Source organism: Pseudomonas sp. NPDC087029, from assembly GCF_044745345.1.
In the GTDB taxonomy this organism is placed as follows: domain Bacteria; phylum Pseudomonadota; class Gammaproteobacteria; order Pseudomonadales; family Pseudomonadaceae; genus Aquipseudomonas; species Aquipseudomonas faucium.
The window spans coordinates 96,037-118,458 of the sequence record NZ_JBIVAB010000002.1 but is presented as its reverse complement, the minus strand read 5'-3'; the positions used below and the strand labels follow the sequence as shown (position 1 = coordinate 118,458).

Here is a 22,422-nt window from a genome sequence, read left to right as displayed (position 1 = left end):
GTTTCATGCCTTGTTCAGATACATCCGCGTAGTCAGCAGATACACCGGCAACCCCGACACCACAATCAACAACGCTGCATAAGGCGCCGCCGCCGCAAACTCAACGTTGGCGGTATGCGCCCAGACCTCGGTGGCCAGGGTGGTCATGCCCGTCGGGCTGAGCAGCAGGGTGGCGGTCAGCTCCTTCATGGCGTCGAGGAACACCAGGGCGAAGGCGGCTGCCAGGGCAGGGAAGATGATCGGCAGGGTCACCCGGCAGAACGCCGCGAAGCTGCTGGCGCCAAGCGTGCGGGCCGCCTCTTCGAGTGTCGGCGAGGCCTTGTTCAGGGCAGTGCGCACCGGGGCTTGCGCCAGAGGCAGGAACAGCAGCGCATAGGCCAGCAGCAACAGTGCAGTGGTCTGGTACAGCGCCGGCACATAGTGCAATGCGAACACCACCAGAGTCAGCGCGATCACCAGGCCGGGCAGGGCGTGCAGCAGGTACGGCAGGCGCTCGGCCCAGAGCGCCAGGCGGCCCTTGTAGCGCACCACCAGGAAGCTCACCGGCAACGCCAGCAGCACGCAGAACCCTGCGCCGCCCAGCGACACCGACAGCGATGTGAACAGCGCCTTGCTGATCGCCGCCACCGGGAAGGCGGCCGAAGAGCCCACGCTCAGCCAATAGCCGAGCATGGCCAGCGGAATGCCGCTGCCCAGTATCGCCAGCCCCAGGCAGAACAGCTGCGCCAGCGGCGTCCAGCCACGCAGGCGTACCGGTTGCGCGCGGCGCGCCACGCCCTGGCCGATGCGCACGTGGCGGGCCTTGCCGCGTACCTTCAGCTCCAGCCACAGCATCACCAGGCACAGCGCCAGCAACACCGCCGACAGCATGGCCGCGTTGGCGTTGCTGAACTCCAGCTCGAACTGCTGGTAGATCGCCGTGGTGAAGGTCTGCAGGCCGAGAATCGACAGGGCGCCGAACTCCACCAGCATGTGCAGGGCAATCAACAGCGCACCGCCCAGCATCGACGGCCACAGCAGCGGCAGGGTGACCTTGGTGAACACGCCCCAGCGGCTGCAGCCCAGGGTGCGCGCCGACTCCTCCAGCGAGGTGTCGAGGTTGCGCAGGGTCGCGGCCACCGGCAGGAACACCAGTGGGTACTTGGACAGCGCCATGACCATGATCGCCCCGCCCAGGCCTTCGAAGTCCGAGCTCAGCGATACCCAGGTAAAGCTGCTGACGAACGACGGCACGGCGAACGGCAGGCACAGCACCACGCCCCACAGACGGCGGCCCGGCAGGTTGCTGCGTTCGAGCAACCAGGCCAGCGCCATGCCGACCACCATGCAGGCCAGCGTCACCCCGACCATCAGCATCAGGGTGTTGCGCATCAGGCCCCAGACGAATGGCCGCCAGAGCAGGTGCAGCGCTTCGCGCCAGCCGGCTTCCCAGGCTTTCATGGCGACGTACAGCAATGGCAGCAAGCTCATCGCCACCAGGAACAGCACGGGCAGCACCACCCAGATGGAGGGGCGCTTGCGGCGCGGCACGAAACGTACCGGAGCCGGCTGGGACAGGGCGGCAGTCATCAGAGCAGGCCGACCTCGCGTTCAAGCTCGATCGCTTCCTCGGCATTGCCAAGGTCCGCTGGCGAGATCTTTGGCGGGCGCAGGTCTTCGAACGGCTTCAGGCCACGGTCGGAAACCATGCCCTTGTGCAGCGGGTATTCGGCGGTGGTCTGGGTGATCACGCGCTGGCCTTCTTCGCTGGCCATCCAGTTGAGCAGGGCCTGGGCTTCCTTCGGATGCTTGCTGGCCTTGACCGCGCCTGCGCCCGAGATGGTCACCAGGTTGCCGGCGTCGCCGTCGGCCAGGTAGTACAGCTTGGAATCGAGCTTGCCGCGCTCGCGCTCCAGGGCGTACCAGTAGTAGTTGTTCACCAGCACGGCGGCGACTTCGCCTTTTTCCACGGCCTTCAAGGCCACCATGTTGTTGGTGTAGGTCTTGCCGAAGGCTTTCAGGCCGGTCAGCCATTCTTCGGTGGCTTCACGCCCGTGCATCTTGAGGATGGCCACGGCCTGTTCCTGGAAGGCACCGCTGGTCGGCACGTAGCCGACGCGGCCTTCCCATTCGGGGCCGGCGAAATCCATCACGGTGGTCGGCAGGTCTTTCTCGTCGACCTTCTTGGGGTTGAACACCACCACCCGGGTGCGTGCGGTCACGCCCATCCAGGTGCCGTTGGCGCCCACGTACTCCTTGGGCAGCATGTTCAGCGTGGCGTCGTCGATCTTCGCCAGCAGGCCCAGCTCGCCCAGGTTGTTCAGGGGTGGGGATTCTTCGGTATAGATGATGTCGGCCGGCGAGCGGTCGCCTTCCTCGATGATCTGGCTGGCCAGCTGGTTGCTGCTGCCCTTGCGGATATTGATGTGGATGCCGGTCTTGGCCTCGTAGGCCTTGGCGATGGCTTCGCCGATTTCCTTGTGCTGACCGTTGTACATGGTCAGGGTGACCGGGTCGTCTGCCATGGCGGCCGGAGCGCCGATCACCAGGCTCAGAACTGCGGCGGCCAGGGTGCGCATCAGCGGTTGCGGACGGATCGTCATGCGGGTACTTCCTCGCTTACGGCTACATATTCAGAAACAATGGTAAACGAAATCGTTTCTCAAGTGGCCGGGTGACGAGAAATTCATGGGCAGACCATGGTGCAAGGGCTGCACAGGCGCTGCGAGTGGGGGAGGGGTTAAATCGCAGGCAAGAAAAAACCCACTAGCAAGCTAGTGGGTTTTTGTATGGTGCCCAGGAGAAGACTCGAACTTCCACGACCTTGCGGTCACTGATACCTGAAACCAGCGCGTCTACCAATTCCGCCACCTGGGCAAAGCTTTACATCAGCTGATGAAGGCGACTATCGTTCGCTTTCACACAGTAGTAACAGATCCTTGGTCATCTGTTACTTGAAATACTTGGTGCCCAGGAGAAGACTCGAACTTCCACGACCTTGCGGTCACTGATACCTGAAACCAGCGCGTCTACCAATTCCGCCACCTGGGCACACATTCGAGACTACAAGATGCTTTACAGCGTCGTTCATCTCTACTACAACTTCGGGGTTGTCCGTCGTTGTGGTGCGCACTATACGGACGCTCCCGAGGGCTGTAAAGCCCCCAATCGAAAAAAATTTCAAAAAATTCAACTTGTTGATTCCACAGCCCTATTGCTGCTCGCAGGACATGCCGTTGGGGCTGTCCAAGGCTGACATTTCCGGTTTCAATACGCCTATGCCAGAATTCCTATCTATATACCCCAAGGTGAACCCCTTCTGATGGCCGATTGGCAATCCCTCGATCCCGAGGCCGCTCGCGAAGCGGAAAAATACGACAACCCCATTCCCAGCCGTGAGCTGATCCTGCAGCGCCTTGCCGACCGTGGTGAGCCAGCGGCGCGCGAGGAGCTGGCGGCAGAGTTCGGTCTTCACGAAGAAGACCAGATCGAAGCCCTGCGCCGCCGCCTGCGTGCCATGGAGCGTGACGGCCAGCTTATCTATACCCGGCGCGGCACTTATGCCCCGGTAGACAAGCTGGACCTGATCTGCGGCCGTGTCTCGGGCCACCGCGATGGCTTCGGCTTCCTTATTCCTGACGATGGCAGCGACGACCTGTTCCTCAGCCCGTCGCAGATGCGCCTGGTGTTCGATGGCGACCGCGCCCTGGCGCGGGTCTCCGGCGTGGACCGCCGTGGCCGGCGCGAAGGCGTGCTGGTCGAGGTCATCTCCCGCGCCCATGAAAGCGTGGTGGGCCGCTACTTCGAAGAAGGCGGCATCGGCTACGTGACCCCGGACAACCCGAAGATCCAGCAGGAAGTGCTGGTGACCGCCGGGCGTAACGGCGGCGCCAAGATCGGCCAGTTCGTCGAGATCAAGATCACCCACTGGCCGACCCCACGCTTCCAGCCGCAAGGCGACGTGGTCGAGGTCATCGGCAACTACATGGCGCCGGGCATGGAAATCGACGTTGCCTTGCGCAGCTACGATATCCCGCACGTCTGGCCGCAGGACGTGATCAAGGAAGCGCGCAAGTTCCGCTCCGAAGTCGAAGAGAAGGACAAGGAAAAGCGCATCGACCTGCGCCACCTGCCGTTCGTCACCATCGACGGCGAGGATGCTCGCGACTTCGACGATGCCGTCTATTGCGAACCGCTGGGCAAGCTGCGCCTGTTCTCCGGTGGCTGGCGCCTGTACGTGGCCATCGCCGACGTGTCCAGCTACGTGCGCCTGGGTTCGGCCCTGGACGTCGAGGCCCAGCAGCGCGGCAACTCGGTGTACTTCCCCGAGCGTGTGGTGCCGATGCTCCCCGAAGAGCTGTCCAACGGCCTGTGCTCGCTGAACCCGCACGTCGATCGCCTGGCCATGGTCTGCGAAATGACCATGAACAAGGCCGGCCAGATGGTCGACTATCAGTTCTACGAGGGGGTGATCCACTCCCACGCGCGGCTGACCTACAACAAGGTCAGCAGCATGCTCGAGCATGCCCGTACCCGTGAGGGCAAGGCCCTGCGCGAGGAATACAAGGCGGTCGTGCCGGACCTGAAGAACCTGTACAACCTGTACAAGGTGCTGGTCGATGCCCGTCACGCCCGTGGTGCGATCGATTTCGAGACCCAGGAAACCCGCATCATCTTCGGCGACGAGCGCAAGATCGCGGAAATCCGCCCGACCGTGCGCAACGATGCCCACAAGCTGATCGAAGAATGCATGCTGGCGGCCAACGTCGCCACCGCCGAATTCCTGCACAAGCATGGTGTGCCGGCGCTTTACCGCGTGCACGACGGCCCGCCGCCGGAGCGCCTGGAAAAGCTGCGCGCCTTCCTCGGCGAGCTGGGCCTGAGCCTGCACAAGGGCAAGGACCCATCGCCCAAGGACTACCAGGCCCTGTTGGCGAGCATCGCCGGGCGCCCGGATTTCCACCTGATCCAGACCGTGATGCTGCGCTCGTTGAGCCAGGCGGTGTACAGCACCGACAACAACGGTCACTTCGGTTTGAACTACGAGGCGTACACCCACTTCACCTCGCCGATCCGCCGTTACCCGGACTTGCTGGTGCACCGCGCCATCCGCAGCATCATCCGCTCCAAGGTCGATACCCCGCACGTCAAGCGTGCCGGCGCCATGAGCATTCCCAAGGCGCGTATCTACCCCTACGACGTGAATACCCTTGACCAGCTTGGCGAACAATGCTCGATGACCGAGCGCCGCGCCGACGAAGCCACCCGCGACGTGGTCAACTGGCTCAAGTGCGAGTTCATGAAGGACCGCGTGGGCGAGACCTTCCCGGGCGTGATCACCGCAGTCACCGGTTTCGGCCTGTTCGTCGAGCTGACCGATATCTACGTGGAAGGCCTGGTGCACGTCAGTGCGCTGCCGGGCGACTACTACCACTTCGACCCTGTGCACCACCGCCTGTCGGGTGAGCGTACCGGGCGCAGCTTCCGCCTGGGCGACACCATCGAGGTGAAGGTCATGCGCGTCGACCTCGACGAGCGCAAGATCGACTTCGAAGTGTCCGAGCAGCAGCTCGCCGCACCGATCGGCCGCAAGGGCCGTGGCGCCGCACCTGCCGCCGACAAGCCCGAGCAGCCGCCGGTGGTGGAGGCCAAGGCCACGCCCAAGCCGCGCAGCCGCAAGAGCGAAGCCGCTGAAGCGTACTTCCCCAAGGACGCCGTGCAGCGCAACGCCGAAGTGCGCAAGAGCCGCGAGATGAAGAAGGCGCTGATGAGCGAGGCGCGCACCGGCGGCCACGCCAGCAGCAAGTCGGAGAAGGGCGCCAAACCGTCCGGCAAGCCGACCAAGCACCGTAAAGGCCCGCCGAAGTCCGGCGCGCCACGCAAGAGCAAGAACAAGTCATGAGTCAGCTGGAAAAGATCTACGGCGTGCACGCCGTGCAGGCGCTGCTGCAGCACCATCCGAAGCGGGTCAAGCAGATCTGGCTGTCGGAAGGGCGCAGCGAGCCGCGTATCCAGGCGTTGCTGGCGCTGGCCGCCGAAAACCGCGTCGCGGTCGGCCAGGCCGAGCGCCGTGAGCTGGATGCCTGGGTCGAGGGCGTCCACCAGGGCGTGGTGGCCGAGGTCAGCCCGAGCCAGGTGTGGGGCGAGCTGATGCTCGAGGAATTGCTCGAGCGCACCGAAACCCCGCCGCTGATCCTGGTGCTGGACGGTGTCACCGACCCGCACAACCTCGGCGCCTGCCTGCGCACGGCCGATGCGGCCGGTGCCACGGCGGTGGTGGTGCCCAAGGACAAGTCGGCGACCCTGACGCCGGTGGTGCGCAAGGTTGCCTGCGGCGCTGCGGAGGTGATTCCGCTGGTGGCCGTGACCAACCTCGCGCGTACCCTGGAAAAGCTCCAGCAGCGCGGCCTGTGGGTGGTCGGCACCGCGGGCGAGGCGGAGCAGGAGATCTATCAGCAGGACCTGACCGGGCCTTTGGTGATGATCATGGGCGCCGAAGGCAAGGGCATGCGCCGCCTGACCCGCGAGCACTGCGATTTTCTGGTGAAGTTGCCGATGGGCGGTAGCGTCAGCAGCCTGAACGTTTCGGTGGCCACCGGGGTGTGCCTGTTCGAGGCCGTGCGTCAGCGCCAGGCCAAACGCTGACCCCATGGCCCTATCGCCGGCAAGCCGGCTCCCACAGTGAATGGTTTGGCTGATCCTGTGGGAGCCGGCTTGCCGGCGATAGGGCCCTTGTAGCTGAGAAAGTGTTTCCGGCTGTTCAAATAATCGCCAATCACCTTGCTTGTGTGCCCCGCCTTCTCTACAATTGCGCCCCTTGCCGAGCTGGCAGGCGCGCATGTGCCTCCCCTCCATGGCAAGACACACAGTGTCATTCACTCCTTGTCTGACTAGATATCCTGGCAGACTACTAACCCGTAAGGAGCATTCATGCGTCATTACGAAATCATCTTCCTGGTTCACCCGGACCAGAGCGAGCAAGTCGGCGGCATGGTTGAGCGTTACACCAAGCTGATCGAAGAAGACGGCGGCAAAATCCACCGCCTGGAAGACTGGGGCCGTCGTCAACTGGCCTACGCAATCAACAATGTTCACAAGGCTCACTACGTGATGCTGAACGTTGAGTGCACCGGCAAGGCCCTGGCCGAGCTGGAAGACAACTTCCGCTACAACGATGCCGTTATCCGTAACCTGGTCATCCGTCGCGACGAAGCCGTTACCGGCCAGTCCGAGATGCTGAAGGCTGAAGAGAACCGCAGCGAGCGCCGTGAGCGTCGCGAGCGTCCTGAGCATGCTGACTCCGCCGAAGGCGACGACAGCAATGACAGCGACTCCAGCGATAACGCTGACGAGTAATCCACGGACCTTTAGAGGAGCCTATTAAATGGCACGTTTCTTCCGTCGTCGTAAATTCTGCCGCTTCACTGCTGAAGACGTGAAAGAGATCGACTTCAAAGATCTCAACACCCTGAAAGCTTACGTATCCGAAACCGGCAAGATCGTTCCAAGCCGTATCACCGGTACCAAAGCTCGTTATCAGCGTCAGCTGGCTACCGCTATCAAGCGCGCCCGCTTCCTGGCCCTGCTGCCCTACACCGACAGCCACGGCCGCTGAGACCGGGTCGTCGACAAGCAGTAAGGGATTAGCATGCGAGCGTTAGCAAGTTTCATCATGCGCGGTCGTGTGCAGGCCACCCTGGTGGTGGTCATCAGCGCGGTACTGCCGCTGCTGTTCTGGTTGAGTGCCGCTGCCGGCAGCCTTGTGCTGCTGCGGCGCGGGTTCAAGGATGCTTCAACGGTCATCGCCGGCGGCCTGCTGGCCGGGCTGGCCGTGTGGTACATGGGCGACCCCATCACCTTCATGGTGATCGCAGGTGCCCTGAGCCTGGCCGCCATGTTGCGTGCCGAGCATCCCTGGAGCCGAGTGTTGGTGGTCAGTGCCGTGTTCGCCGTGGTTTTCAGCCACGTGCTCGACCTGGCGCTGGCCCAGACCTTCGATGTGCTGGCCAAGGCGTTTGCCGAAGCCATGCCGAAGATCGAAGGGCAACCGGTACTCTCCGGTGAGCTGATCCGCCCTGTGCTGGTCGCCTCCACAGCAGTGACGGTGCAATTGTTCAGTGTGCTGGCCCTGGTGCTGGCGCGCTATTGGCAGGCAGCGTTGTACAACCCTGGAGGCTTCGGCCGCGAATTTCGCGCGCTGAGGCTGCCGAAACAGACCATGGCGGTCTTGGTGGCAGTGATGGTGGTGGCTCCGTTCATCGGGCCGCAGTTCATCATCCTGGCATCGGCATCGAGCCTGGTACTGGTCCTGGCCGGCATCGCCTTGATGCACGGGCTGGTGGCACAGGGGCGACTGGCCGGGTTCTGGCTGGTGGGCATGTACGTGACGTTGCCGCTGATCATGCAGCTGATTTATCCGTTACTGATGGTTCTGGCCATTGTCGACAGCCTGATTGATTTTCGCGGTCGCAAGTCCCCCCCGGGGAAAGACTCCGCGAACGGTGAAGGTTAAAAGTTAAGAGGTTTTACCAAATGGAACTGATCCTGCTGGAAAAAGTCGCTAACCTGGGCAACCTGGGCGACAAAGTTAAGGTTAAGGCTGGTTACGGCCGTAACTTCCTGCTGCCATTCGGCAAGGCCACCGTTGCCAACGCCGCCAACCTGGCTGCGTTCGAAGAGCGTCGCGCCGAGCTGGAAAAAGCAGCTGCTGACCGTAAAGCTTCGGCTGAAAGCCGCGCTGCCCAACTGGCCGAGCTGGAAGTGACCATCACTGCCACCGCTGGCGACGAAGGCAAGCTGTTCGGTTCGATCGGCACCCACGACATCGCTGACGCCCTGACCGCCTCCGGCGTTGAAGTGGCCAAAGCTGAAGTGCGTCTGCCGAACGGCACCATCCGTCAAGTTGGCGAATACGACGTAGCCGTGCACCTGCACAGCGACGTTGAAGCCACTGTACGTGTGGTCGTCGTAGCTGCCTAAGCTGCGCTGACTGGCTAGCCCCTCGCGGGTTAGCCGGTTAACATCGGGCACGGTCCTGTTTTCGACAGGCCGTGCCCTTTGTCTTTTTCATCCTCCAGAATTCTTTCGTGGCCATGAACGAGATTACCAACCCCGAACAACTCGACCTGCAAACCGCTGCCCTGAAGGTGCCGCCGCATTCCATCGAGGCCGAACAGGCCGTGCTCGGTGGCCTGATGCTGGACAACAACGCCTGGGAGCGGGTGCTGGATCAGGTCTCGGATGGTGACTTCTACCGGCATGACCACCGCCTGATCTTCCGCGCCGTGCACAAGCTCGCGGACGCCAACCAGCCGTTCGACGTGGTCACCCTGCACGAGCAGCTGGACAAGGAAGGCCTGTCGACCCAGGTCGGCGGCCTGGCCTACCTGGCAGAGCTGGCCAAGAACACGCCCTCGGTGGCCAACATCAAGGCCTATGCCGCGATCATTCGCGAGCGAGCCACATTGCGCCAGCTGATCAGCATCAGCACCGACATCGCCGACAACGCCTTCAACCCGCAAGGGCGCAACGCCGAAGAGATCCTCGACGACGCCGAGCGGCAGATCTTCCAGATCGCCGAGGCGCGGCCGAAGACCGGCGGCCCGGTGGGCGTCAACGAGCTGTTGACCAAGGCCATCGATCGCATCGACACGCTGTTCAACTCCGACAGCGACATCACCGGCGTGTCCACCGGCTACACCGACCTGGACGAGAAGACCAGCGGCCTGCAGGCCGCCGACCTGATCATCGTTGCGGGCCGTCCGTCGATGGGCAAGACCACCTTCGCCATGAACCTGGTGGAGAACGCCGTACTGCGCACCGACAAGGCCGTGCTGGTGTTCTCCCTGGAGATGCCAGGTGAATCGCTGATCATGCGTATGCTCTCTTCGCTGGGCCGCATCGACCAGACCAAGGTGCGTTCCGGCCAGCTGGACGACGATGACTGGCCGCGCCTGACCTCGGCGGTCAACCTGCTCAACGACCGCAAGCTGTTCATCGACGATACCGCCGGCATCAGCCCCTCGGAAATGCGTGCGCGCACCCGCCGCCTGGCGCGTGAGCACGGCGAAATCGCCATGATCATGGTCGACTACCTGCAGCTCATGCAGATCCCGGGCTCTGCCGGTGACAACCGCACCAACGAGATTTCCGAGATCTCCCGCTCGCTCAAGGCCCTGGCCAAGGAATTCAACTGCCCGGTCATCGCCCTGTCGCAGCTCAACCGTTCCCTGGAACAGCGCCCGAACAAGCGCCCGGTGAACTCCGACTTGCGTGAATCGGGTGCAATCGAGCAGGACGCCGACGTGATCATGTTCGTGTACCGCGACGAGGTGTACCACCCGGAGACCGAGCACAAGGGCGTTGCCGAAATCATCATCGGCAAGCAGCGTAACGGCCCCATCGGCTTCGTGCGCCTGGCGTTCATCGGCAAGTACACCCGCTTCGAGAACCTCGCGCCGGGCATGTACAACTTCGACGACGACGAGTAAGTCGCCGCGCCCATCGCCGGCTTGCCGGCGATGAGGCCAATCAGGCACACAATGAATCCGACAACCACCGTCGGATTTGGTCAATTTTTGTGCTATATTCCGCGCCCGCGATTTCCCTGCACACCAGAACCGGTCACTGACATGCAAGCAGCCAAACCTCTCTACGACTATCCCAAGTACTGGGCCGAATGCTTCGGGCCAGCACCTTTCCTGCCGATGAGCAGGCAGGAGATGGATCTGCTCGGCTGGGATTCCTGCGACATCATCATCGTGACCGGTGATGCCTACGTCGACCACCCGTCGTTCGGCATGGCCATCATCGGCCGCCTGCTGGAAGCCCAGGGCTTTCGCGTGGGCATCATCGCCCAGCCGAACTGGCAGTCCAAAGACGACTTCATGAAGCTCGGCGAGCCGAACCTGTTCTTCGGTGTCGCGGCCGGCAACATGGACTCGATGATCAACCGCTACACCGCCGACAAGAAGATGCGCTCCGACGACGCCTACACCCCAGGCGGGTTGGCCGGCAGCCGTCCGGACCGCGCCAGCCTGGTGTACAGCCAGCGCTGCAAGGAAGCCTACAAGCACGTGCCGATCGTGCTGGGCGGCATCGAGGCCTCGCTGCGCCGCATCGCCCACTACGACTACTGGCAGGACAAGGTTCGCCACTCGATCCTGATCGACGCCAGCGCCGACATCCTGCTGTTCGGCAACGCCGAGCGTGCAGTGGTGGAAGTGGCCCAGCGCCTGTCTAACGGCGAGAACATCGAAACCATCACCGACGTGCGCGGCACCGCCTTCGTGCGCCGCGACACGCCGCAGGGCTGGTTCGAGATCGACTCCACCCGTATCGACCGCCCAGGCCGTGTCGACAAGATCATCAACCCGTACGTGAATACCCAGGACACCCAGGCCTGCGCCATCGAGCAGGCCAAGGGCGACCAGGAGGATCCGAACGAGGCCAAGGTGGTGCAGATCCTCGATAGCCCGAGCGTCACCCGCGAGAAGTCGGTGATCCGCCTGCCGTCGTTCGAGAAAGTGCGCAACGACCCAGTGCTGTACGCCCACGCCAACCGCGTGCTGCACCTGGAAACCAACCCGGGCAACGCCCGCGCCCTGGTGCAGAAGCATGGCGAAGTGGATGTGTGGTTCAACCCGCCACCCATTCCCATGAGCACCGAGGAAATGGACTACGTGTTCGGCATGCCCTACGCCCGTGTGCCACACCCGGCCTACGGCAAGGAGCGCATCCCGGCCTACGAGATGATCCGCTTCTCGGTCAACATCATGCGTGGCTGCTTCGGTGGCTGCACCTTCTGCTCGATCACCGAGCACGAAGGCCGCATCATCCAGAACCGTTCGCACGAGTCGATCCTCAACGAGATCGAAGAGATGCGCGACAAGGTGCCGGGCTTCACCGGCGTGGTCTCCGACCTTGGCGGCCCGACCGCCAACATGTACCGCATCGCCTGCAAGAGCCCGGAGATCGAGAAGCACTGCCGCAAGCCGTCGTGCGTGTTCCCGGGCATCTGCGAGAACCTCAACACCGACCACAGCTCGCTGATCGAACTGTACCGCAAGGCCCGTGCCTTGCCGGGTGTGAAGAAGATCCTGATCGCCTCTGGCCTGCGCTACGACCTGGCGGTGGAATCGCCGGAGTACGTCAAGGAGCTGGTCACCCACCACGTGGGCGGCTACCTGAAGATTGCCCCGGAGCACACCGAGCGTGGCCCGCTGGACAAGATGATGAAGCCGGGCATCGGTACCTACGACCGCTTCAAGCGCATGTTCGAGAAGTTCTCGAAAGAGGCGGGCAAAGAGCAGTACCTGATCCCGTACTTCATCGCCGCCCACCCCGGCACCACCGATGAAGACATGATGAACCTGGCCCTGTGGCTCAAGGGCAACGGCTTCCGCGCCGACCAGGTGCAGGCGTTCTACCCATCGCCCATGGCCTCGGCCACGGCCATGTACCACTCGGGCAAGAACCCGCTGCGCAAGGTCACCTACAAGAGCGAGGGCGTGGAAATCGTCAAGAGCGACGAGCAGCGCCGCTTGCACAAGGCGTTCCTGCGCTACCACGACCCGAAGGGCTGGCCGATGCTGCGCGAAGCACTGCAGCGCATGGGCCGCGCCGACCTGATCGGCCCGGGCAAGCACCAGCTGATCCCGCTGCACCAGCCGCAGACCGACACCTACCAGAGCGCGCGTCGCAAGAACTCGACGCCAGCGGGCAGCCACAAGGTGGGCAAGGAGCAGAAGATCCTCACCCAGCACACCGGCCTGCCACCGCGTGGCAGCGATGGCAGCAAGCCGTGGGACAAGCGCGAGAAGGCCAAGGCCGAGGCGTTCGCCCGCAACCAGCAGGCGGCCAAGGAACGCAAGGAAGCGGCCAAGGGTGGCGGCAAGGGCAAGAAACCGCGCCAGCCGGTCATTCCGCGCTGATTGCAGGGGCTGCTTTGCAGCCCAATCGCTGGCAAGCCAGCTCCCACAGGTAAAGCGCAGGCCTTAGGTTCCGTGCAATCTCTGTGGGAGCTGGCTTGCCAGCGATTGGGCCGCAGAGCGGCCCCTCGATCAATCAGGCTTCTTGTCCACCCACTTTGGCAACACCGGCGAGACAAAGTCGTTCATCCCATCCAGCAGTGCATCCGCCTGCTGCTCCAGCAGCAACATCGCCCGATGTTGCGGCCGCACGAATCCCTCTTCGACGATATGGTCGAGGAACCCGCCAAGCTTTTCATAGAACCCGTTCACATCGAGCAGCCCCAGCGGCTTGGCGTGATAGCCCAGTTGCCCCCAGGTCCACACCTCGAACAGTTCTTCCAACGTGCCCAGCCCGCCCGGCAGGGCGATGAAGGCGTCGCTCAGCTCGGCCATGCGGGCCTTGCGCGCGTGCATGCCGTCGACCACTTCCAGGCGAGTCAGGCCCTTGTGGCCGATTTCGGCGTTCATCAGGCTTTCGGGAATGATGCCGATCACCTCGCCACCGGCGGCCATGGCGGCGTCGGCCACGGTACCCATCAGGCCCACCGCGCCACCGCCATAGACCAGGGTCAGGCCGCGGCGGGCGATGGCCTGGCCAAGGGCAACGGCAGCTTCGCGGTAGGCGGGGTTGGCACCGATGCTGGCGCCGCAGAACACACAAACGGAACGTACAGGCATTGTTCATCTCCAGTCACTTTGCGTGACAGGGTACGGCGCAGGCCTGGCGCTTCCAAGGCCGCGTTCACTCCGGGCGGGAGAATTCGCAGCTCGCGCCGGTGGCGCCGTGGGCGTAGGCTGCGAGCAGGCTGTTCATGAAATTGGACAAGGACATGGGCGTTGCTCCTAAATGAGAGGTTGTCCCATCGTCTAGTAAAAGGGCATGATGTGCCCTTAGATTGGTTGTATACAATCCATTGAACAATTCTACTGCCTGGCCACTTGACGCCACTGTTGATTCATATCAGCCAGCGGACGAACGGTTTCAGGCAGTCTCGCAATTGATAAAAACCCTGCCAAGGAGATTCATGATGTTTGCGAAAGCTGTAGCGGTATCCCTGCTGACCCTCGCCAGCGCTTCCGTCTTCGCAGCCGAGTGTTCGGTGACTGTCGACTCGACCGACCAGATGTCCTTCAACACCAAGGAAATCGTCATCGACAAGAGCTGCAAGCAATTCACCGTGAACCTGGAGCATTCCGGCAACCTGCCGAAGAATGTCATGGGCCATAACATCGTCATCAGCAAGGCCGCTGACATGCAGCCGATCGCGACCGATGGCCTGGCCGCCGGCATCGACAAGAACTACCTGAAAGAAGGTGACGAGCGCGTCATCGCCCACACCAAGATCATTGGCGCCGGCGAGAAAGACTCGGTGACCTTCGATGTGGCCAAGCTGGTTGCAGGCACCGACTACGGCTTCTTCTGCTCGTTCCCAGGGCACATTTCGATGATGAAGGGCACTGTCGTCGTCAAGTGATGAGCTGATGCTCGGGAGGGCGTTGCCTTCCATTCGCGGGGCAAGCCCGCTGCCACTCGGTATGTACCTTGTGGCAGCGGGCTTGCCCCGCGAAGTTTTTATGGGGCGAACGGCAGTTCGCGCTTGTGCTGGGTCTTGCGGTAGGTCGCCACGATGATGTCGAACGCTTCCTGCTCCACCGGCAGCCCATGCAGGAACGCATCGATCTGCTGGTAGGTCACCCCGTGCGAGGCCTCGTCCGGCTTACCCGGCTCCAGGTCTTCCAGGTCGGCGGTCGGCACTTTCTCCACCAGTGACTCCGGCGCGCCAAAGCTGCGGGCAATGGCCCGTACCTGGTTCTTCACCAGGCCACTGAGCGGCGCCAGGTCGCAGGCACCGTCACCAAACTTGGTGAAGAAGCCCATCACCGCTTCAGCCGCGTGGTCGGTACCGATCACCAGCCCTGCGCGAGCGCCGGCAATGGTGTACTGCGCCACCATGCGCGTGCGCGCCTTGACGTTGCCGACGACGAAATCCACCAGGCTCGGCGAGCCGCCTTCCAGCGCCTTCACTTCCTTGGCCAGCGCCCGCACCGCCGGGGCGATGTCGACCGTGTGCAGTTCGTCGGCCTTGATCACGTCCAGGCAGGCCTGGGCGTCGTGCTCGTCATGCTGCACCTGGTACGGCAGGCGCACGGCGATGAAGCGGTAGGCTGGGTCGCCGGTCTCGGCGCGCAACTCGTTGATGGCGCGCTGGGCGAGCAGGGCGGCGGTCAGCGAGTCGACGCCGCCGCTGATACCCAGCACCAGGGTCTTGAGCCGGGCGTTGGCCAGGCAATCCTTGATGAACGCCACGCGCCGGGCGACTTCGGCCTGCAGCGCTGCAGCGTCTGCGAACGGCGGCTGCACCTTCAGCGCCTGGGCAATCTCTTGCTGAACGGCTTGCATGGGTTACTCCTTGCTGGGGACTTTGAATACGTGACGCATGTAGGCGACGAAGTTGGGGTCGCGGCACTGGGTCTTGGCAGCTTCGTCGGAGATCTTGGCCACCGGCGAGCCATTGCAGTCAGTCATTTTAAGCACGATGTTCATTGGCGCCACGCCTGGTATGTCGCAGGTCAGGTTGGTGCCAATGCCGAAGCTGACGTTGATGCGCCCGCGCAGGGCACGGAAGATTTCCAGCGAGCGGGTCAGGTTCAGGCCATCGGAGAACACCAGGGTCTTGGTCATCGGGTCGATGCCCAGTTTCTGGTAGTGGGCGATGGCCTTTTCCGCCCAGGCCACCGGCTCGCCCGAATCGTGGCGCAGGCCGTCGAACAGCTTGGCGAAGTACAAGTCGAAATCGCGCAGGAAGGCATCCATGGTGATGCAGTCGGTCAGCGCGATGCCAAGTAGCCCGCGGTATTCGCGGACCCAGCAGTCGAGGGCGGCGATCTGGCTGTCGATCAGCCGCGGGCCGAGCTGCTGGTGGGCCATGAACCACTCGTGGGCCATGGTGCCCAGCGGCTTGATATCCAGTTTCCATGCCAGGTCGACGTTGCTGGTGCCAACGAAGCGGCCCGGGAACTCGTCGCGCAGCACCTGCACCACTTCGGCTTGCACGCGGCTGGAGAAGCGCCGGCGCGTGCCGAAATCGGCGACCTGCAGCTCGGCCAGCTCATCGTCGCTGGCATGCGCGCGCAGCCAGTCGAACTTGCGGTGCAGCTGGTCGCGCGCTTCGGCCAGGCGCATGTGCGGGTGCAGGTGGCGGTTGCGCACTTCGCTGATCAGGGCCAGCAGCGGCACTTCGAAGAGGATCACATGCAGCCAGGGGCCACGCAGGCGCAGGCACAGCTGGCCCTCTTCGATGCCCAGGTGCACGTAGCGCAGGTTGAAGCGGAACAGGCGCAGAAAACGCAGGAAGTCGGGCTTGAGGAAGCTGATGCGTTCGAGGAAGGCCAGCTGGCCATCATCCAGGGTGAGGTCGCTGAGCAGTTCGAGCTGGCGGCGGATCTCGCCCAGGTAGGGGCGCAGGTCCTCGCCGTTGCGGCAGCGGAATTCCCATTCCACGTCGGCGTCCGGGTAGTTGTGCAGCACGCCCTGCATCATGGTGAGCTTGTAGAAATCGGTGTCGAGCAGGTTGTGCACGATGCGCTCGGCGAATGCGCTCTCGCTCATCAAGGGGGCTCCAGAAGCGGCGAATGGCGGCCATTGTGCCAGTCTTTTCAGTTTTGTTGTGTCAGCACCGGCCCTATCGCCGGCAAGCCGGCTCCCACAGCGTTAATTGTGGGAGCCGGCTTGCCGGCGATGGCGCCATCACGGCCAAAACAGGTGTTTTTCCGTGCACCAGCTAGCCTTGAAACAGTGCCGCCTGTAGCAGTCGCGCACCAGCGGTGTGCAGTTCGGTGACGGTGTGCGGTTACAGGGCGGTTGCACGTAAACACTTGCCAGGGTTGCAATGATGGCACAGCGCGGTTGCTCCTTGTCTGTACGAGTGGTGGCGCCTGCCGCACGGCAGACGGTTGCACGCTCAATAAAGAAAAGGCCGCCGGTCGCCTGCCTGGCCCTTGCCCAGTGTGTTTTCCCGGAAGACAAAACCGATGGCACGGCCCTTGCTCGGAGCACAGGGCTGAGAAGTTGTAGTGCCAACCAAAAAAAACTCTAGGAGCACCACCTCATGTCGCAGACGTTTTACAAGAAAGGTTTCCTGGCACTTGCCGTGGCAACGGCCCTGGGTGTTTCTTCGTTTGTACAGGCCGACGTGAAGATCGGCGTCGCGGGCCCCATGACCGGGGCCAACGCAGCGTTTGGCGAGCAATACATGAAAGGTGCCCAGGCGGCGGCAGACAAGGTCAACGCTGCGGGCGGCATTAACGGCGAGAAGATCGTGCTGGTCAAAGGCGACGACGCCTGCGAGCCGAAACAGGCCGTGGCCGTGGCCAACCGCCTGGTCGATCAGGACAAGGTGATCGGCGTGGTCGGGCACTTCTGCTCCTCCAACACCATCCCCGCCTCCGAGGTGTATGACGAGGCCGGCGTCATCGCCATCACCCCAGGCTCCACCAACCCGCAGGTCACCGAGCGCGGGCTGAACGCGATGTTCCGCATGTGCGGCCGTGACGACCAGCAGGGCATCGTCGCCGGCAACTACATCGTCGACGTGCTCAAGGGCAAGAAGGTCGCAGTCATCCACGACAAGGACACCTACGGCCAGGGCCTGGCCGATGCCACCAAGGAGCAGCTGAAGAAACGCGGCGTGGAACCGGTGCTGTATGAAGGCCTGACCCGCGGCGAGAAGGACTTCAGCGCCCTGGTCACCAAGATCCGCGCCGCTGGCGCCGACGTGGTGTACTTCGGTGGCCTGCACCCCGAAGCCGGCCCGCTGGTGCGCCAGCTGCGCGAGCAGGGCCTGAAGGACGTCAAGTTCATGTCCGATGACGGCATCGTCACCGACGAACTGGTGGCCACTGCCGGCGGTGCGCAGTTCGTCGACGGCGTGTACATGACCTTTGGCGCCGACCCGCGCCTGCTGCCGGAAAGCAAGGCGGTGGTCGAGGAGTTCCGCAAGGCCGGTACCGAGCCTGAAGGCTACACCCTGTACGCCTACGCCTCGATCCAGGCGCTGGCCGCCGGCTTCAACGGCGCCAAGTCGAACAAGGGCGAAGACGCCGCCAAGTGGCTCAAGGCCAACCCCGTCGAAACCGTGATGGGCAAGAAGGAATGGGACAGCAAGGGCGACCTGAAAGTCTCCGACTACGTGGTCTACCAGTGGGATGCCCAAGGCAAGTACCACCAGCTGGAAAAACAAAAATAACAATGGCCAACGGCCCGGGCGCTGATGCCCGGGCCAGTGCCCCGCGGTACCTGTCTTTATCCGAAGATCTGCACAGTTCTGCGCTGCGAGGGCCGCTGCATCCGGGGCCCGCCGTGGTCGGCGCTCGTGCAATCTCAATCAGGTGAGATTGCGTTATGGATGGTATTTTCCTGCAGCAACTGGTCAACGGCCTGACCCTCGGGTCGGTCTATGGCCTGATCGCCATCGGCTACACAATGGTCTATGGCATCATCGGCATGATCAACTTCGCGCACGGCGAGGTGTATATGATTTCCGCGTACCTCGCGGCAATCAGTCTGGCATTGCTGGCCTATTTCGGCGTCGAATCGTTCCCGCTTTTGATGCTGGGGACCTTGTTGTTCACCGTCGTCGTCACGGGCGTCTATGGCTTCACCATCGAACGCATCGCCTACAAACCCCTGCGTAACTCCACCCGCCTGGCACCGCTGATCAGCGCCATCGGTATCTCGCTGATCCTGCAGAACTACGCGCAGATCAGCCAGGGCGCCCGCCAGCAAGGCGTGCCAACCCTGCTCGAAGGCGCCTGGCGCGTCGAGGTGGGCACAGGCTTCGTGCAACTGACCTACACCAAGATCTTCATCCTGGTCGCCGCCTTCGTCGGCATGGGCCTGCTCACCTACGTGATCAAGTACACCAAGCTCGGCCGCATGTGCCGCGCCACCCAGCAAGACCGCAAGATGGCGTCGATCCTGGGCATCAACACCGACCGGGTGATCTCCTACGTCTTCGTCATCGGGGCCGTGATGGCCGCCCTGGCCGGCGTGCTGATCACCATGAACTACGGCACCTTCGACTTCTACGCAGGCTTCATCATCGGCATCAAGGCGTTCACCGCCGCCGTGCTCGGTGGTATCGGCTCGCTGCCTGGGGCGATGCTGGGCGGGATCATCCTGGGGATCTCCGAATCGCTGTTCTCCGGCCTGATCAACTCCGACTACAAGGACGTATTCAGCTTCTCGCTGCTGGTGATGATCCTTATCTTCCGCCCACAAGGCCTGTTGGGTCGCCCGCTCGTGGCTAAGGTGTGAACATGTCGATTGCCAAGATTGCTTCTGCCTCCGAAACCAAGGGTTTCGATCTCAAACGCAGTGTGCTCGAGACCATCGTCGCGGGCCTGCTGGCGCTCATCGTGTTCGGCCCGATCGTCGGCGTGGTGCTCGACGGCTACACCTTCAATGCCGAGCCGCGCCGGGTGGCCTGGCTGGTCGGCGGGGTGATGCTGGGGCGCTTTCTGCTCAGCCTGTACGTACAGACCGCCGCCGGGCGGCGCATGCTCGAGGGCTTCGACAGCGGCGGTTCGGGCGTGCATGTCAACGCCCCGGGCTACAAGTCGCGGCTGCGCTACATCATCCCGGCGCTGATCGTGATCGCCATCATCTTCCCGGTGTTCGCCAACAAGTACCTGCTGACCGTGGTCATCCTCGGCCTGATCTACGTGCTGCTGGGCCTGGGCCTGAACATCGTGGTGGGCCTGGCCGGCCTGCTCGACCTGGGCTACGTGGCCTTCTACGCCATTGGCGCCTACGGCCTGGCGCTGGGCTACCAGTACCTGGGCCTGGGCTTCTGGAGCGTGCTGCCGCTGGCGGCCATCGCCGCGGCGCTGGCGGGGTGCATACTCGGCTTCCCGGTGTTGCGCATGCACGGTGACTACCTGGCCATCGTGACCCTGGGCTTTGGCGAGATCATCCGCCTGGTGCTGAACAACTGGCTGTCGTTCACCGGCGGCCCGAACGGCATGCCGGCGCCGTCGCCGACCTTCTTTGGCCTGGAGTTCGGCCGCCGGGCCAAGGACGGTGGGGTGCCGATCCATGAGTTTCTCGGCATCGATTACAACGCCAACCTGAAGTTCGTGTTCATCTACGCGGTGCTGTTCCTGGTGGTGCTGGCGGTGTTGTACGTCAAGCACCGGCTGACCCGCATGCCGGTCGGCCGCGCCTGGGAAGCGCTGCGCGAAGACGAAATCGCCTGCCGCTCGATGGGCCTGAACCACGTGCTGGTCAAGCTCTCGGCGTTCACCCTCGGCGCTTCCACCGCGGGCCTTGCCGGGGTGTTCTTTGCCACCTACCAGGGCTTCGTCAACCCGTCGTCGTTCACCTTCTTCGAGTCGGCGCTGATCCTGGCCATCGTCGTGCTCGGCGGCATGGGCTCGACCGTCGGCGTGGTGATCGCCGCCTTCGTGCTGACCGTGGCGCCGGAGCTGCTGCGCAGCTTCTCCGAATACCGCGTGCTGCTGTTTGGCGTGCTGATGGTGCTGATGATGATCTGGCGACCGCGCGGGCTGATTCGCATCAGCCGCACCGGTGTGGTCCCGCGTAAAGGAGTGGCGCCATGAGCGACGAAATCATTCTCTCGGTCGACAACCTGATGATGCAGTTCGGTGGCATCAAGGCGCTCAGCGATGTCAGCCTGAAGGTCCGGCGCAACCAGATCTTCGCCCTGATCGGCCCCAACGGCGCCGGCAAGACCACCGTGTTCAACTGCCTCACCGGCTTCTACAAGGCCAGCGGCGGGCGCATCGAGCTGAACGTGCGCGGCAGCCACACCAACGTCATCCAGTTGCTCGGCGAGCGCTTCCAGGCGACCGACTTCGTGTCGCCGGCGAAGTTTGCCAACCGCCTGTACTACAAGATGTTCGGCGGTACCCACCTGGTCAACCGCGCGGGCCTGGCGCGCACCTTCCAGAACATCCGCCTGTTCAAGGAAATGTCGGTGGTGGAAAACCTGCTGGTGGCCCAGCACATGTGGGTCAACCGCAACCTGCTGGCCGGGGTGCTCAACACCAAGGCCTACCGCAAGGCCGAGAGCGATGCCCTGGACCATGCGTTCTACTGGCTGGAGGTGGTCGACCTGGTCGATTGCGCCAACCGCCTGGCCGGCGAGTTGTCCTACGGCCAGCAGCGCCGCCTGGAAATCGCCCGGGCCATGTGCACGCGGCCGAAGATCATCTGCCTGGACGAGCCGGCTGCCGGCCTCAACCCGCAGGAGACCGAGGCGCTGAGCCGCATGATCCGCGTGCTGCGTGACGAGCATGACATCACCGTGGTGCTCATCGAGCACGACATGGGCATGGTCATGAGCATCTCCGACCATATCGTCGTGCTCGACCACGGCAACGTGATCGCCGAAGGCGCGCCACAGGACATCCGCCACAACCCGACGGTGATCGCCGCCTACCTGGGTGCCGACGAAGAGGAGCTGGTATGAGTGCACCCATTCTCGAGCTGAAAGAACTGGACGTGTTCTACGGGCCGATCCAGGCCCTGAAGAAAGTCTCGATGCACATCAACGAAGGCGAGACGGTGAGCCTGATCGGTGCCAACGGTGCCGGCAAGTCGACCTTGCTGATGTCGATCTTCGGCCAGCCGCGTGCGGCGGCCGGGCACATCCTCTATCGCGGCACCGACATCACCCGCAAGTCGTCGCACTACATCGCCTCCAACGGCATCGCCCAGTCGCCGGAAGGGCGGCGGGTGTTCCCCGACATGACCGTCGAGGAAAACCTGATGATGGGCACCATCCCCATTGGCGACAAGCATGCCAGCGAAGACATGCAGCGCATGTTCGAGCTGTTTCCGCGCTTGAAGGAGCGGCGCAACCAGCGGGCCATGACCATGTCCGGCGGCGAGCAGCAGATGCTGGCCATTGCGCGGGCGTTGATGAGCCGGCCCAAGCTGTTGCTGCTCGACGAGCCTTCGCTGGGGCTGGCGCCGATCGTGGTCAAGCAGATCTTCGCGACCCTGCGTGAACTGGCCAAGACCGGGATGACCATCTTCCTGGTAGAGCAGAACGCCAACCATGCGCTGAAGCTGTCCGACCGGGCGTATGTGATGGTGAACGGGGAGATCCGCATGACCGGCACCGGGCAGGAGCTGTTGGTCAACGAAGAGGTGCGCAACGCCTACCTGGGCGGGCACTGAAGACAGTTGGGGGCTGCTGCGCAGCCCAATCGCCGGCAAGCCGGCTCCCACAGGTTCACCCCTGCCGTTGTGGGAGCCGGCTTGCCGGCGATTGGGCCGCACAGCGGCCCCTGGCACATGTGGACAACTTGTCGCATATCTTTCTCGAAGCGCACTACAAACCCTTCGCAACCCCTTGTTTCCACAGGCGCTATGTTTTCCACGGATAATGTGGAACCGCCTGTGGAAAACATGGTGGCACCTCGCTCGAACCCTTTGATTGCAAGG

The 22,422-nt window shown here is 63.2% G+C and carries 19 protein-coding genes and 2 tRNA genes; 14 read left to right on the top strand and 7 right to left on the bottom strand.

Features of this window, described 5'->3' with window-relative positions; genetic code table 11:
• Nucleotides 1–3: 3 nt before the first annotated feature.
• The 4 genes from ACIPG5_RS03985 to ACIPG5_RS03970 form a co-directional block, all read right to left on the bottom strand.
• On the bottom strand, nucleotides 4–1,569 hold the full coding sequence (locus ACIPG5_RS03985; protein ID WP_236237120.1) for an iron ABC transporter permease: 1,566 nt from the start codon (nucleotides 1,567–1,569) through the stop codon (nucleotides 4–6).
• Nucleotides 1,569–2,582 (bottom strand): extracellular solute-binding protein, encoded by a 1,014-nt coding sequence (locus ACIPG5_RS03980; protein WP_176516057.1) that lies wholly within the window; start codon nucleotides 2,580–2,582, stop codon nucleotides 1,569–1,571. The genes ACIPG5_RS03985 and ACIPG5_RS03980 overlap by 1 nt, the downstream gene beginning before the upstream one ends.
• A gap of 187 nt (nucleotides 2,583–2,769) precedes the next feature.
• Nucleotides 2,770–2,856: transfer RNA gene (locus ACIPG5_RS03975), tRNA-Leu, on the bottom strand.
• 87 nt (nucleotides 2,857–2,943) lie between these two features.
• Nucleotides 2,944–3,030, bottom strand: a tRNA-Leu gene (locus ACIPG5_RS03970).
• A gap of 271 nt (nucleotides 3,031–3,301) precedes the next feature.
• Here ACIPG5_RS03970 and rnr point away from each other — a divergent pair.
• The 8 genes from rnr to ACIPG5_RS03930 all read left to right on the top strand — a co-directional run bounded on the left by rnr (nucleotide 3,302) and on the right by ACIPG5_RS03930 (nucleotide 12,911).
• Nucleotides 3,302–5,881: a ribonuclease R gene (gene rnr / locus ACIPG5_RS03965; protein ID WP_401373450.1), complete on the top strand. Its 2,580-nt coding sequence runs from the start codon at nucleotides 3,302–3,304 to the stop codon at nucleotides 5,879–5,881.
• Complete coding sequence (rlmB, locus tag ACIPG5_RS03960) at nucleotides 5,878–6,624, top strand: 23S rRNA (guanosine(2251)-2'-O)-methyltransferase RlmB (protein WP_008089831.1); 747 nt, start codon at nucleotides 5,878–5,880, stop codon at nucleotides 6,622–6,624. The genes rnr and rlmB overlap by 4 nt, the downstream gene beginning before the upstream one ends.
• 285 nt (nucleotides 6,625–6,909) lie before the next feature.
• Entirely contained in the window at nucleotides 6,910–7,335 is a 426-nt protein-coding gene (gene rpsF, locus ACIPG5_RS03955) for a 30S ribosomal protein S6 (RefSeq protein WP_003249557.1), read from the top strand.
• Between the two features lie 28 nt (nucleotides 7,336–7,363).
• Nucleotides 7,364–7,594, top strand: a complete 231-nt coding sequence (gene rpsR, locus ACIPG5_RS03950) for a 30S ribosomal protein S18 (RefSeq protein WP_003249563.1) — start codon at nucleotides 7,364–7,366, stop codon at nucleotides 7,592–7,594.
• Nucleotides 7,595–7,627: 33 nt separating this feature from the next.
• Nucleotides 7,628–8,491: a hypothetical protein gene (locus tag ACIPG5_RS03945; RefSeq protein ID WP_176516053.1), complete on the top strand. Its 864-nt coding sequence runs from the start codon at nucleotides 7,628–7,630 to the stop codon at nucleotides 8,489–8,491.
• 20 nt (nucleotides 8,492–8,511) lie between these two features.
• Entirely contained in the window at nucleotides 8,512–8,958 is a 447-nt protein-coding gene (gene rplI / locus ACIPG5_RS03940) for a 50S ribosomal protein L9 (RefSeq protein ID WP_008101037.1), read from the top strand.
• A gap of 113 nt (nucleotides 8,959–9,071) precedes the next feature.
• Nucleotides 9,072–10,469, top strand: a complete 1,398-nt coding sequence (gene dnaB / locus ACIPG5_RS03935) for a replicative DNA helicase (protein WP_176516051.1) — start codon at nucleotides 9,072–9,074, stop codon at nucleotides 10,467–10,469.
• 141 nt (nucleotides 10,470–10,610) lie between these two features.
• Nucleotides 10,611–12,911 (top strand): YgiQ family radical SAM protein, encoded by a 2,301-nt coding sequence (locus ACIPG5_RS03930; RefSeq protein WP_176516049.1) that lies wholly within the window; start codon nucleotides 10,611–10,613, stop codon nucleotides 12,909–12,911.
• Between the two features lie 129 nt (nucleotides 12,912–13,040).
• On the opposite strand, the gene ACIPG5_RS03925 is transcribed toward ACIPG5_RS03930, so the two are convergent.
• The gene (locus ACIPG5_RS03925; RefSeq protein WP_176513234.1) at nucleotides 13,041–13,628 is read right to left on the bottom strand and encodes a TIGR00730 family Rossman fold protein; all 588 of its coding nucleotides are present in this window, start codon (nucleotides 13,626–13,628) and stop codon (nucleotides 13,041–13,043) included.
• Between the two features lie 350 nt (nucleotides 13,629–13,978).
• Here ACIPG5_RS03925 and azu point away from each other — a divergent pair, with 350 nt between their 5' ends.
• Nucleotides 13,979–14,425, top strand: coding sequence for an azurin (azu, locus tag ACIPG5_RS03920; protein WP_176513236.1), 447 nt, complete (start codon nucleotides 13,979–13,981; stop codon nucleotides 14,423–14,425).
• 98 nt (nucleotides 14,426–14,523) lie between these two features.
• Here the strand turns inward: azu and nadE are convergent, their stop codons facing one another.
• Nucleotides 14,524–15,351, bottom strand: a complete 828-nt coding sequence (gene nadE / locus ACIPG5_RS03915; protein WP_176513238.1) for an ammonia-dependent NAD(+) synthetase — start codon at nucleotides 15,349–15,351, stop codon at nucleotides 14,524–14,526.
• Between the two features lie 3 nt (nucleotides 15,352–15,354).
• Entirely contained in the window at nucleotides 15,355–16,560 is a 1,206-nt protein-coding gene (pncB, locus tag ACIPG5_RS03910; RefSeq protein ID WP_176513240.1) for a nicotinate phosphoribosyltransferase, read from the bottom strand.
• A gap of 499 nt (nucleotides 16,561–17,059) precedes the next feature.
• Here pncB and ACIPG5_RS03905 point away from each other — a divergent pair, with 499 nt between their 5' ends.
• From ACIPG5_RS03905 to ACIPG5_RS03885, 5 genes are all read left to right on the top strand, one after another.
• Entirely contained in the window at nucleotides 17,060–18,196 is a 1,137-nt protein-coding gene (locus ACIPG5_RS03905) for an ABC transporter substrate-binding protein (RefSeq protein ID WP_176513242.1), read from the top strand.
• Nucleotides 18,197–18,351: 155 nt separating this feature from the next.
• Nucleotides 18,352–19,266 (top strand): ABC transporter permease subunit, encoded by a 915-nt coding sequence (locus ACIPG5_RS03900; RefSeq protein WP_236236695.1) that lies wholly within the window; start codon nucleotides 18,352–18,354, stop codon nucleotides 19,264–19,266.
• A gap of 2 nt (nucleotides 19,267–19,268) precedes the next feature.
• Nucleotides 19,269–20,570 (top strand): high-affinity branched-chain amino acid ABC transporter permease LivM, encoded by a 1,302-nt coding sequence (gene livM, locus ACIPG5_RS03895; protein WP_176513246.1) that lies wholly within the window; start codon nucleotides 19,269–19,271, stop codon nucleotides 20,568–20,570.
• On the top strand, nucleotides 20,567–21,442 hold the full coding sequence (locus tag ACIPG5_RS03890) for an ATP-binding cassette domain-containing protein (protein WP_176513247.1): 876 nt from the start codon (nucleotides 20,567–20,569) through the stop codon (nucleotides 21,440–21,442). The genes livM and ACIPG5_RS03890 overlap by 4 nt, the downstream gene beginning before the upstream one ends.
• Nucleotides 21,439–22,155 (top strand): ABC transporter ATP-binding protein, encoded by a 717-nt coding sequence (locus ACIPG5_RS03885; RefSeq protein ID WP_401373444.1) that lies wholly within the window; start codon nucleotides 21,439–21,441, stop codon nucleotides 22,153–22,155. Before ACIPG5_RS03890 ends, ACIPG5_RS03885 begins: the two co-directional genes overlap by 4 nt.
• The last annotated feature ends 267 nt before the right edge of the window (nucleotides 22,156–22,422 follow it).

Coding starts and splice junctions, on each gene's coding strand:
- ACIPG5_RS03985 (WP_236237120.1), bottom strand. CDS start 1,569: ATGACTGCCGCCCTGTCCCAGCCGGCTCCGGTACGTTTCGTGCCGCGC.
- ACIPG5_RS03980 (WP_176516057.1), bottom strand. CDS start 2,582: ATGACGATCCGTCCGCAACCGCTGATGCGCACCCTGGCCGCCGCAGTT.
- rnr (WP_401373450.1), top strand. CDS start 3,302: ATGGCCGATTGGCAATCCCTCGATCCCGAGGCCGCTCGCGAAGCGGAA.
- rlmB (WP_008089831.1), top strand. CDS start 5,878: ATGAGTCAGCTGGAAAAGATCTACGGCGTGCACGCCGTGCAGGCGCTG.
- rpsF (WP_003249557.1), top strand. CDS start 6,910: ATGCGTCATTACGAAATCATCTTCCTGGTTCACCCGGACCAGAGCGAG.
- rpsR (WP_003249563.1), top strand. CDS start 7,364: ATGGCACGTTTCTTCCGTCGTCGTAAATTCTGCCGCTTCACTGCTGAA.
- ACIPG5_RS03945 (WP_176516053.1), top strand. CDS start 7,628: ATGCGAGCGTTAGCAAGTTTCATCATGCGCGGTCGTGTGCAGGCCACC.
- rplI (WP_008101037.1), top strand. CDS start 8,512: ATGGAACTGATCCTGCTGGAAAAAGTCGCTAACCTGGGCAACCTGGGC.
- dnaB (WP_176516051.1), top strand. CDS start 9,072: ATGAACGAGATTACCAACCCCGAACAACTCGACCTGCAAACCGCTGCC.
- ACIPG5_RS03930 (WP_176516049.1), top strand. CDS start 10,611: ATGCAAGCAGCCAAACCTCTCTACGACTATCCCAAGTACTGGGCCGAA.
- ACIPG5_RS03925 (WP_176513234.1), bottom strand. CDS start 13,628: ATGCCTGTACGTTCCGTTTGTGTGTTCTGCGGCGCCAGCATCGGTGCC.
- azu (WP_176513236.1), top strand. CDS start 13,979: ATGTTTGCGAAAGCTGTAGCGGTATCCCTGCTGACCCTCGCCAGCGCT.
- nadE (WP_176513238.1), bottom strand. CDS start 15,351: ATGCAAGCCGTTCAGCAAGAGATTGCCCAGGCGCTGAAGGTGCAGCCG.
- pncB (WP_176513240.1), bottom strand. CDS start 16,560: ATGAGCGAGAGCGCATTCGCCGAGCGCATCGTGCACAACCTGCTCGAC.
- ACIPG5_RS03905 (WP_176513242.1), top strand. CDS start 17,060: ATGTCGCAGACGTTTTACAAGAAAGGTTTCCTGGCACTTGCCGTGGCA.
- ACIPG5_RS03900 (WP_236236695.1), top strand. CDS start 18,352: ATGGATGGTATTTTCCTGCAGCAACTGGTCAACGGCCTGACCCTCGGG.
- livM (WP_176513246.1), top strand. CDS start 19,269: ATGTCGATTGCCAAGATTGCTTCTGCCTCCGAAACCAAGGGTTTCGAT.
- ACIPG5_RS03890 (WP_176513247.1), top strand. CDS start 20,567: ATGAGCGACGAAATCATTCTCTCGGTCGACAACCTGATGATGCAGTTC.
- ACIPG5_RS03885 (WP_401373444.1), top strand. CDS start 21,439: ATGAGTGCACCCATTCTCGAGCTGAAAGAACTGGACGTGTTCTACGGG.